Source organism: Niastella sp. OAS944, assembly GCA_024809215.1.
GTDB lineage: Bacteria > Bacteroidota > Bacteroidia > Chitinophagales > Chitinophagaceae > Niastella.
Map to the genome: position 1 here is coordinate 280406 of JANUBW010000007.1, position 13964 is coordinate 294369.

Annotated in this window: 9 protein-coding genes; 6 read left to right on the forward strand and 3 right to left on the reverse strand. The window is 42.4% G+C overall.

From position 1 onward, the window contains the following. Positions 1-27: 27 nt before the first annotated feature. Positions 28-1170 carry a YARHG domain-containing protein gene (locus GGD38_RS25595; protein ID WP_375296756.1) on the reverse strand — a complete coding sequence of 381 codons (1143 nt, stop codon included), beginning with the start codon at positions 1168-1170 and terminating at the stop codon, positions 28-30. A gap of 164 nt (positions 1171-1334) precedes the next feature. On the opposite strand from GGD38_RS25595, the gene GGD38_RS25600 reads away from it, so the two are divergent. The 5 genes from GGD38_RS25600 (at position 1335) to GGD38_RS25620 (ending at position 8996) form a co-directional block, all read left to right on the forward strand. Then, positions 1335-2510 (forward strand): acetyl-CoA C-acyltransferase, encoded by a 1176-nt coding sequence (locus tag GGD38_RS25600; protein ID WP_375296755.1) that lies wholly within the window; start codon positions 1335-1337, stop codon positions 2508-2510. 205 nt (positions 2511-2715) lie between these two features. Then, positions 2716-4383 (forward strand): DUF1800 family protein, encoded by a 1668-nt coding sequence (locus tag GGD38_RS25605; RefSeq protein ID WP_375296754.1) that lies wholly within the window; start codon positions 2716-2718, stop codon positions 4381-4383. A gap of 16 nt (positions 4384-4399) precedes the next feature. Then, entirely contained in the window at positions 4400-5986 is a 1587-nt protein-coding gene (locus tag GGD38_RS25610; RefSeq protein WP_375296753.1) for a DUF1501 domain-containing protein, read from the forward strand. A 405-nt stretch (positions 5987-6391) separates the two neighbouring features. Then, positions 6392-7036 (forward strand): response regulator, encoded by a 645-nt coding sequence (locus tag GGD38_RS25615; protein ID WP_375296752.1) that lies wholly within the window; start codon positions 6392-6394, stop codon positions 7034-7036. A gap of 196 nt (positions 7037-7232) precedes the next feature. Continuing rightward, the gene (locus GGD38_RS25620; RefSeq protein ID WP_375296751.1) at positions 7233-8996 is read left to right on the forward strand and encodes an ATP-binding protein; all 1764 of its coding nucleotides are present in this window, start codon (positions 7233-7235) and stop codon (positions 8994-8996) included. Positions 8997-9256: 260 nt separating this feature from the next. Here GGD38_RS25620 and GGD38_RS25625 read toward each other — a convergent pair whose 3' ends face one another. Then, a complete protein-coding gene (locus tag GGD38_RS25625; protein WP_375296750.1) occupies positions 9257-11539 on the reverse strand; it encodes a GH92 family glycosyl hydrolase in 2283 nt (760 codons plus the stop codon). Positions 11540-11613: 74 nt separating this feature from the next. Continuing rightward, positions 11614-12351 carry a basic secretory protein-like protein gene (locus GGD38_RS25630; protein WP_375296749.1) on the reverse strand — a complete coding sequence of 246 codons (738 nt, stop codon included), beginning with the start codon at positions 12349-12351 and terminating at the stop codon, positions 11614-11616. Between the two features lie 157 nt (positions 12352-12508). Between GGD38_RS25630 and GGD38_RS25635 the strand changes: the two genes are divergently transcribed. Beyond that, positions 12509-13948 carry a sensor histidine kinase gene (locus tag GGD38_RS25635; RefSeq protein ID WP_375296748.1) on the forward strand — a complete coding sequence of 480 codons (1440 nt, stop codon included), beginning with the start codon at positions 12509-12511 and terminating at the stop codon, positions 13946-13948. Positions 13949-13964: the final 16 nt, after the last annotated feature.

Here is a 13964-nt window from a genome sequence, read left to right on the forward strand (position 1 = left end):
TTCATTGTTCCCAGTTCATAGTTCCCGTTACAACCTGTTTAACCAGGCCTGCTCCTTTTGTGTTAACTCAGCAAGTATGGGTTTATAGGTTTCCTGTTTTTTATACCAGCGTTGCTTTTCAAAATAGGATTGTAATTCGGGCGATTTGAAAATATAACCCCTTCTTGCAAAGGGCAGGTTTTTTAGTATCCTTTTTGAAAGCTCATCGGCCGGCTTATTTATGCCATCCTGATCCTCGATAGAAAATGGCAACCGATCGCGTTTGCAATTGAAATAATCATCATTCATATTTTCATCCTGTGATCTGTAATAAAACCAGTTTTTATATGATTCTATATATAACTCGCCTATAGGTTTGAAGTTCTGTTTCTGAAACGTCAACATTCCTTTGCGTACGAAAAATTCAGCTGTATCAGTTATATCGTTATCGGTGTTGCTCTTTTTTAACTGAATAGCTTTTGCTGTTTCTGGCAGTTGCCATTCAGAAACGTTGGAGAAGAAGGTATTCCTGATCCAAACGTCCTGTAATTCACCCATGTTTATTTGCAGGGTAAAATCATCAATTTGCCGGTTTGCCCATCGCCCCGCAGCTGTAAGTATATATTGCAGGGCATAATTCTCAGCTATGGAGTTGGAAAGATCAACGGTATACGTATGTTTTATGATATTTAATCCGGGTTTAAATAACGCCTTAAAATGATACACGTAAAAAAAATCAACCAGGTCATACTCGTCGACTTCCTTTAGCGCCTGCGCAATTGTTTTTGATTTATATTTTCCGTTACGGTAATACAGGCTGTCGCTAACAATGGCCACCTTAAATGGAATTGCTGCATCATTCATATTAACAGTGAACTTGGTAATGTATGGATGTTGACCGTTCACTGGCCGCATGTTAACATCACCAGAAGGCGAAACCGCTTCAAAGCCTACTTCAAGTTCTTTATTTGATGTTGGATTGAAGAATTCATAATAAACAGTTATTGCCGCCTTTAGGGAACCTGTTCTGTTAATGGTCAGGATCTCTTTTTTAACAGAGATGTCTGTTTCATACATAGGAATTAATTGGTTGCCCGATGTTCGAAAAGCGCCGTCGTTCGAATAGCAGATCGAAAAAGACAGCAGCAGTTGCAGTAACAGAAAAGTGCCGGGAATATTCCGTGTAAGCATTGTAATGAATTGAACAGAATGGAATTAAGTAAATGGTTATTTCAGGCAAAATTTGTCAAATTACCGCGCAATTGCAAGTTTTGGTATTCACCTTCCCAATCCTTAATTTTGGTATAGAAAGTTGCATAAACAACCATGTGGGATTAAAACACTAAACTTTATATATGGAAGCGTATATAGTAGCTGGTTACCGCACAGCGGTAGGAAAAGCCAAAAGAGGCGGCTTCAGGTTCTACCGGCCCGATGATCTGGCCGTTGATGTGATAAAAGGATTAATGGCTTCTGTTCCGCAGCTTGACCCGAAACGGGTCGACGATGTGCTTGTAGGGAACGCCGTTCCCGAAGCTGAGCAAGGGCTGCAGGTGGGCAGGATCATTGCCGCCCGCGCCATTGGGTTCGATGTGCCCGGCGCCACTGTAAACCGGTATTGTGCATCGGGGCTTGAGACCATTGCCATTGCTACTGCCAAAATTCGCAGCGGTATGGCCGAATGTATTATTGCCGGTGGTACCGAAAGCATGAGCCTGGTGCCAACTGCCGGTTGGAAAACAGTACCTGCTTACTCCATTGCCAAGGATGAACCTGATTATTATTTAAGCATGGGCTTAACTGCCGAAGCAGTGGCTAAAGAATATAATGTAAGCCGCGAAGATCAGGACATCTTCTCCTATCAAAGCCATCAAAAGGCCATCAACGCAATAACGAATGGCTATTTTAAAAATGGTATTCTGCCTATTACGGTAGAAGAGGTTTACCTCGATGAAAAGAATAAAAAGAAAACCCGCAGCTATGTGGTAGATACTGATGAAGGTCCGCGCAAGGATACCAGTATAGATGTATTGAATAAACTGAAACCCGTATTTGCCGCCAATGGCAGTGTTACGGCGGGTAACTCGTCACAAACAAGCGATGGTGCTGCCTTTGTTATTGTAATGAGTGAGAGAATGGTAAACGAACTGGGTTTAAAGCCAATTGCCCGTTTGGTTGCATGTGCTTCTGCAGGTGTGCATCCACGTATTATGGGTATTGGCCCCGTTGAAGCAGTGCCTAAAGTATTAAAGCAGGCATCTATGAGCTTAGGCCAAATAGACCTGGTTGAATTGAATGAAGCATTTGCTTCACAGGCATTAGCGGTTATACGTACCTTAGGAATGAATCCTGATATTGTTAATATAAACGGCGGTGCTATTGCATTAGGACATCCATTGGGTTGTACTGGTTGTAAGCTAACTATTCAAATTACTCATGATATGAAGCGCCTTAACAAGAAGTATGGTATTGTTACGGCTTGTGTTGGCGGAGGGCAGGGAATAGCAGGAATTATAGAAAATATTAATTAGTAGAAATCACTATTATATAGAAAGCTGCTTCTCATTAAGAGGCAGCTTTTTTTATGTTCGTATAGTTACGCAACGTATATGAAAATGTACGTCAATTATCCCCATTTCATCAAGTGGCAACATTTTTGTTCAAACTCCGCCAAATGGATTGTCATCTTGTAGTCAAAAGGCCGACTTCATGAAGCAATCTTCCAAAATCAACCTTATGGATAGAAGAGAATTCTTCACGCTGGGAAGAAGAGCCAAAGCTACTTCTCCAATGCCCTATGGAGGCTTGCGTCAAATTTACTCCGGATTAACACCTTACGCCGGTACCTGGACAGCCAAAGAAGTATCACACTTGTTGAAGCGTACTATGTTCGGGGCCAAAAAAGCAGACATCGATTATTTTCTTTCATTAGGGCCTTCAGGCGCAGTTGATGCATTACTGAATGTATCTACTGCACTACCAGCGCCACCATTGAAGAATTACGACAATACCGACATTGACGGTGCAGATGCTGATATTGCTGTAGCGCCCGGAACTACCTGGGTTAACGCCATTTCAACCGATGGTACTGCCAATGGCAAAAGAGGCAATTCACTAAAGTCGTGGTGGGTTGGTAATATGATAAACCAGGATAGAACGATTCGTGAAAAAATGGTGCTGTTCTGGCATAACCACTGGTCAACAGAATTCAGCATGTACGAAACTGCCACTTATGGCTACCGTTATAATTCGCTGTTGACCCAAAGCGCTCTTGGCAATTTTAAAAAACTGGTAAAGGATATGACGTTGAACGTGGCCATGCTGCGTTACCTCAACGGTTACCTGAATACCAATACAGCACCTGATGAAAACTATGCCCGTGAATTACAGGAGCTATTTACACTGGGTAAAGAAAACAATCCTAACTATACCGAAGAGGATGTAAAAGCCGCTGCCAAAGTATTGACCGGCTGGCGAATTAAACCTGAAGACGAATCGGTTTTCTTTAAACCCGAAGCGCACGATAAAACTACCAAGACCTTTTCTTCATTCTTTGGTGGCGCTGCAATTGCGGGCCGTAGCGATGCTGCCGGCGCCGAAGCTGAAATAGATGAGCTCATAAACATGATCTTCGCCAAACAGATTGAGGTTTCTGAATTCATTGTAAAAAAGCTATACACCTGGTTTGTTTATTACACTATAGAACCCGATACGCTTAATAATGTTATTAAGCCACTGGCCCAGAAGTTTGCCCAGAACTGGGAAATAAAACCAATACTATCGGAACTGTTGAAAAGCGAACATTTCTTCGATCCGCTTAGTCAGGGATGTTTGATAAAAAGCCCGATTGAAATGATAGTAGGACTGGTGCGTGAATTTGAGGTAGTGATACCCGATGCGTCGGATTATGTAAATCAATATGGCATGTGGGACTATCTGCGTAACCAGGCAGAGCTGATGCAACAGAATATTGCCGATCCACCAAGCGTGTCGGGCTGGCCTGCATACCACCAGTTACCGCAGTACTATGAAATGTGGATCAACCACGATACCATGCCCAAGCGGGGACGGTTTATTGATCAGTTGATAGGTACCGGCTATATGCGCAATAACATAACGTTGAAGATCGATCCGGTGGCATTTACCGAAAAGATTACCGATGCACACCTTCCGGATGCTTTGATTGAGGGTGTGCTTGATATTTTGTACCGGGTACCGCTTTCTGCTTCGCGAAAAGCATCCATTAAAACGCAGATATTGCTTTTGGGCCAGTCAGATGAATCATACTGGACCAATTATTGGAACGCCCGTAACATTGACACGACTAGCTATAATGTCGTGTACAACCGTTTGCAGCCGTTGTACAAATATTTAATGAACCTGGCCGAGTACCAATTAGCTTAACAAAAAAACCGATCTTATGAAGCGCAGAGACTTTTTTAAAAAAACATTGCCAGCATCTGTAACGTTGCCTGCATTACTGAACGGTTTTTCAGTAAAGGCTTTTACAGAGGCGTCTCCATTGGTACAGGCCCTTATGGGTACGGCCACCGATACCGATAAGGTGTTGGTGCTGATACAGCTCAACGGTGGTAACGATGGATTGAACATGGTAATACCCATTGACACATATGCTGATTATTATGGCGCCCGTAAAAATATTGCCATCAAGCAAAACAAAATACTTCCCCTTAAAGGCACCGCAAAAACAGGTTTACACCCCAGTATGAGTGGTTTACAAACCCTGTTCAATGAAGATAAATTAGCCATAATACAGGCGGTTGGTTATCCTTCACCCAACTTCTCGCACTTTAGGGCTACAGATATCTGGATGACTGCATCCGATTCGGATAAGATAGTAAACAGCGGCTGGGTAGGCCGGTACCTCAATTCAGAGTTCCCGAACTTTCCCAACGGCTATCCAACAGCGCAAATGCCCGATCCCCTGGCAATACAGATCGGTTCAGTAGCTTCACTGGCTTTGCAGGGCCCTTCATTCCCTATGGGTATGACCATCAGTAATCCGGAAGACTTCTATAACTTCATCGATCACTTAACGGATCCGTTGCCGCCTACGCCCTGGGCAAAGGAGCTGGCCTACATTCGTATGATAATGGATCAAACTGAACTATACGGAAACGTAATAAGGGCTGCTGCTGCAAAAGTTAAAACACAAGGTTCATACCCCGGCAATAACGACCTGGCCCAACAGCTCCGTATTGTAGCAAGGTTGGTAAAAGGTGGTTTAAAGACCCGCGTATACATGGTAAGCACCGGTGGCTTCGATACCCATTCGAGCCAGGTTGAAGCGGCTGATACATCCATTGGCGGCCACGCCAAGCTGATGGCACGGGTATCTGACGCCATTAAATGTTTTATGGACGATCTTAAAGGTCTTGGTGTTGAAGACCGGGTGATAGGCATGACCTTCTCTGAGTTTGGTCGTCGTATAAAATCGAACTCAAGTTTGGGTACCGATCACGGCGCAGCCGCACCGGTATTTGTATTTGGTAAGAATGTAAGGCCCGGCATTTTTGGTACCAATCCCGAAATTCCAACAGGAGCGGGTGGAAACGATAACGTGCCTTTTCAATATGACTTCAGAAGTATTTATGCTTCCATTCTTAAACAATGGTTCTGTGTTAATGATGTAGACCTGCAGACCATTATGCTCAAGAATTTTCAGAACCTTCCATTGTGTGTAAATACTGCTTGCGGTGTTACGGGTATAGATGATGTAAGGAACGATGGCGAGCAGCTGATCATTAATTATCCCAACCCGTTTGTTGAAAGAACATCTATTACGTTCAATACAAAGGGCGGCCACACATTGGTACAGATAATAGATACAATGGGACGGGCAATTAAAACACTTACCGATAAAGTATATACATCCGGTACCTATACTGTAACCTTCGATGGGTATGGTCTTCCGTTGGGTGTTTATTATGCGCGTTTCCAAAACGGCGCTACCCAACAGGTAAGGGCTATGCTGAAAACACGATGACGTAGAAAATTTAATCCGTATAAAAAAAGCTCCCTGACTTTTGCCGGGGAGCTTTTATTTTGCCCGCCCCGCCGCGGCGGGCGTGAATGTTGAATGAAGAATGTCGAATGAAAAATGTAGAAGTAAATACAGTTCGTTAGCTGGTTTCTGTATTTGCCTTCGGCTTTAGGATTTAAGTCTTGTCTATTGCCCATTGCTTATTGCCAATTGTAACGCTAAAGCCTGCTAAAGCGAACAACTGTAAGTAAACTGTAATGAATGTAACCAGTACCCTTTGCGCAATTAGAAAATTAAATAATGGAATGGCTACGTTTTTTGTTAGCATGGTTTAAATAGTTTTAATTTGCTGTAGATCGGTATTATAACCATAAACCTTGAAAAACTAGCCGATCCACTATTTAGATTATGCTGAAGGTTTTTATCACAGATGACCATGAGTTATACCTTGAAGGCCTGGTTTTATTGTTGAATAAGCAAACCGGTATTGAGGTTATAGGTTCTGCATTTACCGGCCAAAGCCTGTTAAGCCAGTTGCCAAACAATAACATTGATATCCTGCTGCTCGATGTGCACCTGCCAGATATAGGTGAAGAAGAACTGCTGTTAAAGATCCGCGAAATACAACCCACGCTGAAGATCCTTTATCTCACCATCATGCGGGGCACCCGTTATATTCATAAACTATTGAAGTACGATATACAGGGCTACCTGTTAAAGAATACAAATATTGCCGAACTTACTCAGGCCCTGAGCGCAGTAGCTGATGGTAATAAATACTTTAGTAAGGAGATCAATATTCTTGATACCAACCAGGATTTCAGGAATACTGTTACCATTGAAGATAAGAAGGTAGATGAGATCTTATCTAAGCGCGAAATTGAAGTACTCACCCTTATTTGCAAAGAATACAGTAATTCGGAAATTGCGAAGAAACTTTTCCTGAGCGTAAGCACTGTTGAAACCCATCGGAAGAACCTGATTGCCAAACTGGGGGTTAATAATACTGTTGGATTGGTGAAGTTCGCATTAAAGAATAAACTAATAGAATAATAAGATAGCTGCTTTTCAGATATTAATTTATAAAAACGCCGGTATATAAGTCACAAAATTACCCACTTACTTGATTAATAAGTAAAAACTCTTAATTTGGTAGTACAATTCGGCTATACCGTTGAAATACTATCTGCTTTTAGGGATCCTGATAACTTGCGTACACTCATTTGCTCAACAGGTTGATACAAACCAGTTGAAAATTCTATATGATCGCTGTCTCGATTTCTCTGAAGACAAAATAGATTCCATTCAGTATTACGCCGACTACATTTCCAAAGAAGCCGACTTACTTAAATACAATCGTGGTAATGTATTATCACTTCGTTTGAAAGGTATTTGCGAAGACCTGAGCAATAACTACGAAAAGGCTATTGAATATTACCTGCAATCTTTACAGGCAGCGCGTTTGATTAAAGCACCGGAATACGAGTTGGCAGCTTTGAGCGATTTGGCCATTGCTTATTTTGCCATAAGGGAACCTGAAAAAGCAAAAGAGTTTTACCTGCAATGCGCTCGCATGACGGAAGGCGATGGAAAAATTCCATCGCTCATAAATACTTACAATAACCTGGCGGTTATTTATACGCAACTAAAACAATACGACAGCTCACGCATATTATTGGAGAAAGCTGTTCAACTGGGCCGGCCACTGGAGCGGCGGGGATTGATCAGTTTATCGAGCACCTATAACAACCTGGGCAATTTATATTTTAAAGAAAAGATGTATGATGCCGCGCTGCCTTATTTTCATCAAAACCTGGTACGGCATAGCAATAATAATGATCTGAGCTCGCTATGGGTAGCCAAACTAAACCTGGCCGATGTATTTATTGAAAAGCGTCAGTTTGATTCGGCAACTATTTATGCAGAAGGGGCGATGGAGATAGCACAACGGCTTGAATCGAAAAGCAAGGAAGCCGATAGTTATTCCATACTGGCAAAACTGGCTGAGTACAGTGGTAATTACAAAAAAGCTTATCAGTACGTAAAAGATTGGTATTCGCTCGATACGGCTATTCTGCATAGTGATACTTACAAAACCATTGCTTCCCTGCAGGAACGATTTCATGCAAAAGAGCGCGAAGCAGAAAATATTTTGCTACAGGATAAAATAGAAAAAGAAACCATTAGAACAAGAGAGGTTACACTGGTTGCAGCCGCACTCGGCATTATTGGGGTACTAATAGCCATTGGCTTTATATTAAAACGGGAAGCTCACCGGCGATTGAAGGCTACCAACGATTTAATTGTACAACAAAATGCCCGGCTGTCGGAATTGAATTATGAAAAGAACTCACTTATAAGCATAGTGTCGCACGACCTGAACACACCTTTTGCCACCATTCAAATTTGGGGGCAGGTATTGCAAAACGATTTCGACCGGTTAACAGAGGAACAGCAAAAAGCCATGAACCGTATTTTACAAGCAGGCGCTTATGGCGAAAGATTGATACGCCAAATACTTGATGTAGAACGCGCCGATATTGGTAATCATAAAATGCAATTGGAAAAGTTTGATCTGCGTGCCTTCTCCGAAGAAATGGTCGAAAACTTTAAACCAATGGCCAACCGAAAGCGTATTGTTTTACATACCGAAATAGGAAAGAAACTCTTTATATTAAGCGATCGCTACCTGGTAAGCCGTATTTGTGAGAACCTGTTGTCGAATGCCATCAAGTATACGCCCCAGGGCCGCAATGTATGGCTGCAACTTAACGAAGATGTAGATACCATCAGCTTAAAGGTGCGTGATGAAGGCGTAGGCATAGATAAAGAAGAACTACCTTACCTGTTTTCGAAGTACAGTAAAATATCATCGCGACCCACAGATGGCGAAGGTTCTAACGGCCTGGGACTATCTATTGTAAAAAGATTAGTGGAAGAAATAAATGGACGTATAACTTGTGAAAGTGAGGTAGGGAAGGGGTCGGTATTTACGGTTGTGCTGAAGAAGTAGTTCTCATTTCAGAGTTCACAGTTCTTAGTTCAGGTTATTCAGTTGTTCAGTTATTCAGTTTCCGACTAATTGGAAACAGCGAGCTTCAAAATTGAGCGACCCTTTCACGTTTCAAGACCAGCACGTAAATAAGCAGTTATTTCTTATTTACAATAATTGTTGTAAATTAACGTTTAATAAAGTTACTTACTAACCCAGAAATATAAAACAAAGTCTCGCCTACGGGCGAGACTTTTGTTATTAATGATGTTACCGGTACATTATTTCTTTGGCTTGTCGCTCATAAAGAATACCAGCGATCCGCCCTTCATTATGTCTTCATGACTAATAACCGGTTGGTCCAGTTGTTTGCCATTGAGCAATACCTTTTGTACATACACATTTTTATCGCTTTGGTTATTGGCTTCAATTGTGAACGTATTACCATTTTCAAGTTTGATAACCGCTTTATTGATGGCCGGACTTCCCAACTGGTATTCAGCAGCACCAGGTGCTACGGGGTAAAAACCTAAGGTTGAAAACAAATACCAGGCGCTCATTTGTCCGCAATCATCATTACCACCCAAACCATCAGGCGCAGGTTTGTATTGATTTTTGAGGATCATGCGTACTCGTTGTTGCGTTTTATAAGGTTGACCGGCAAAGTTGTACAGGTAGGCCACATGATGCGCCGGTTCGTTACCATGCACATAGTTACCAATGATACCATCGCGGGTAATATCTTCCGTTTCGGCAAAATATTTATCGGGCAGGTACATGGTGAACAGGGTATCGAGCCTTGCACCGAACTTCTTTTTGCCACCCATTAGGTTAACCAGGTCGTTGGGATTATGAGGAACAAAAAAGCTATAGTTCCAGCTATTGCCTTCAATATAGCCCTGGCCGTGGGTGCTCAGCGGATCAAACGCTGATTTAAAGGTGCCGTCTTCTTTACGGGCGCGCATAAAACCAACCGATGCATCGTACAGGTTCTTGTAACTGGTTGAGCGTTTCATGAATGCGTCATAAATATCGTTGCGGCCCAGCTTCTGCGCCAGCTGTGCAATACTCCAGTCGTCATAGGCATATTCTAAAGTTGTTGAAGCAGAGGTGCCTAGTTTTTCATCGGGAATAAATCCTTTTTCAACATAGGGGCCAATGCCTTCATAGTTCTTATGACTGGCTGTAGTTACACAGGCCTCAAGCGCATGGGCTACATCAATACCTGTATTGCCTTTAATGATGGCATCGGCAATAACCGATACGCTGTGGTAGCCACTCATACACCAGTTGTCGTTGTTGTAATGGCTCCAAACAGGCAGCATCTTCAACACACTTTGATCGTAATGCGCCAGCATACTGTTTACCATATCGCTATTGCGCGCAGGCTGCACCAGGTTAAAGAATGGGTGCAATGCCCTATATGTATCCCACAATGAAAAGGTGGTGTAGTTGGTGAAATTAGCGGCCGTATGAACGTTTTGATCGAGCCCTTTGTATTTACGGTCAACATCCATATACACGGTGGGGCCTAAAAACGCATGGTACATGGCCGTATAAAAATTCTGCTTTTCCGATTCGGGGGCTTCAACCGAAATTTTGGTTAGTTCGGTATTCCAGGCAGCTTGTGCTTCGGCTTTTGTTCTTTCAAAATCCCAGTGCGGAATTTCGGTACGCAGGTTCAGCAAAGCGCCTTCGGTACTTACAGAAGATAAGGCCAGTTTCATTTTTATCTTTTCACCGGCTTCGGTATCAAAGTTGAAGAACATGCGCAGTTGTTTGCCCGCCAGGTCGGGGAAATTCTTCGACTGATCGAACTTACGCCAGAAACCGCGGTACACCTGTTTTTTGCTGTAGTCTTTACAACCATATTCTTTAAATGGCTTCGAAAAGGTCATGGCAAAATAAACGGTACGCGTACGCGCCCAGCCATTGGTTTGGCGATAACCGGTAACCAGGGTATCGTTCTCAACCCGAATGAAGGTCCATACGTTTTTATCATCATAATTGTAAATGCCATGCATTAGGTCGAAGATGATATGGGCGTCATTGCTTTTGGGAAACGTATACTGATGAAAACCGGTACGGGTGCTGGCGGTAAGCTCTGCAGTGATATTATCATCGTCGAGCTGCACTTTATAATAACCGGCTTCGGCCTTTTCATTAGCATGTGAAAATGCCGAACGGAAACCGGTTTTGGTATCGGTTGCAACCCCGGGGTTTAATTGCAGGGCGCCCACAGTTGGCATAACTAAAAAATCGCCTAAGTCGCTATGACCGGTACCACTAAAATGGGTATGGCTGAAACCTACAATAGATTTATCGTCGTACTGGTAGCCGGCGCAATACTTATATACATCGCCATTGTATTTACCATTCATTTCATAGGGAAGGGTATCGGTATCGGGGCTTAACTGTACCATACCAAAGGGAACGGTAGCGCCAGGAAAGGTATGCCCCATACGCTGCGTACCTATTAGTGGATTAACATACTGAGCAACGTTTTTTTGTTGAGCACATACGGATAAGGGAAACGCCCATAACAACAGTGACCATTTGTTCATTTCAATATATTTCTTTTTTGTAATAAGACGAGCCTACAAATCTACTGCTAAATAGTTGTAGCGCTGGGGTTGAGCTAGTTTTTAGGGGCCTGGGCTTTTGCATAATCGGCCCACAGCTGGTCAACTGTTTTACCTGTATATTCTACCCATAATGTGTCTTTGTATTCGCCTTTGTAGGCCGCAGCATTCATTTTATCAACGATCTTTTTGTCAACATTCGCTTCAATCCATACCAAAAAGCGGGCGGTAATTCGGTAGGCATTTGTATAATGGTGTTCAGGTTTAAAAGGTGTTAACTGCCAGCCGCCTTTTTCATTGTTTACGCCATATTTATGGCGAACATAATCGGCTATGCCTTCTGTTAACCAGCCGGGGGTATGGCCTTTGTAGTAAGCCTGAACCAGGTGCATGGCCTCATGTGTAATTACATCAATGTCTTCGGGGTGTTTTTTCATCCATTCAGGATTGCAGCGGATGATATTATTGCTGGCTGCCGCCACTCCTTCATACGAAGGGTCGATAATGAATACTACTTTCTTTGTGGCCTCTTTATTAAAGCGTTTTACTTCCTGTGGGTATACTTTAAAAAAGGCGTTGGTTAATTTCTTTTGGGTTTCGGTGCTAAAGGTTGAATCCTGTACAAGGAAAATAAGGGTGAACTCTTTTTTTGTAATGGAGTCGCTACGGTAAATGGGATTGTTGTTCCGGTCGTTCCAGTCATAAGGTTTGATTGTTTTTTGTGATATGGTGTTTTGAGAAAAGGCTATGCCGAAACAGCTACAAGCTACAAAAGTGAAAATTACGCGCTTCATTGTTTTTATTAGGTTGAAAATAGACAACAAAATAATTTCAATTAAAGAATGTTGTTGTCAATAGAAACCAAACTAATTGTTAACAGAAATTAAACGGCCTGTGCGGAGTAGTATAAATTCAGGAAACCTGTTTATCTTCCTTGGCAGCACCTGGATTATGATCAAGCATCCTATAACAATATATAAGGTAGTGGCGGGTATTGCCTTTATTATACTTGCATCTGTACAGTTCTTCCTGTTATTCAATATGTACAGAATGGAAGACGAACATTATTATGCTATTGAAAAAGCTGGTATGCACGACTTGTATGAACCTGCCATCAATAACGATAAGTTATATCCCGGCGCAGTGCAGATAATTGATAAACATGTATATAAATATATTGACACGCTGGAGGCGCTGTATAAACAAAACCGCAAAGGTGCATTTGACACCTTGCGGCAGGTAATGTGCGACAGTATGTTTGCCGAGCTTAGGGCCAAAAGCTGCGGCGACAGCCTGATACAGGCCATGAAAAAACAGCTTGGCATTACCGACAGTTTGCAATATTGCCTGCAGATAAGGAATATTGACTTTGCTTTTGAGGCCCGGAAATACATTCCCATTTATACCCATGGTCAAAAGTACCCACTCATTAACAAGGCCATCCAGGACTCCGGTGGTATTCGAATTTCGGGCAAATTGAAAAATATTAACTCAACGAACAGTGTGAGCGGTTTAACCGTAAGCAGCCCCGCCAGTCACAGCTATAAGATGGATTTTGCATTGCATATTGATACCTACGACCGGGTGTGGGGGGTAATAAAAAAGATGATGCCGGTGTTCCTGCTTTCTTTGTTCTCTATTTTATCGGTATTGGTAATATTCTATATCACCTTCCGCAACTGGCTTAAGCAAAAGAAGCTGGCCGATATGCAAACCGATTTTATCAATAACATCACCCACGAGTTTCATACTCCGCTATCGGCCATAATGGTTGCCAATAAAAGTTTGCAAAATGAAAAGATAACCGGGAAGAAAGAAAATGTGGTATCGCTTACCGGCGTCATTAGCCGGCAGGCCGACCGGCTTAAAAAGCTGATAGGGCAGGTAATTGATATAAGTGTGGGCCGAATGGTGAAGCTGAATAAAACAACTTTACCGCTCAACGATTTGCTGGAAGATGTTTTATTGGATTACAGGCTGAATATCTCAGACAGTAGTGTGCAGCTGAATATCGAAAAGCATACGGTGCATGATATGGTGGCTGTGGATGTATTTTATTTTACCACCATGCTGCAGAACATTATTGATAACGGAATAAAGTATAACAATAGTTCACCCAAAATGATAACCGTTTCAACTACCAATACCGATGAATATGTTTTACTAAGCATTAAAGACAATGGTATTGGAATGAACGATGCCATTACCAGGCGGATATTTGATAAATTTTACCGGGCGCCCAATTGGAAGAATGAACCTATACAGGGCCTGGGATTGGGTTTGCATTATGCCCGGCAGTGTGTTGAAGCACATAGCTGGAAGCTGGATGTAAAAAGTAAACCCGAAGAAGGCAGCGAGTTTATTATCTTTATTCCCTGTCAACAGCAATAAAACAAGAAATCAATCA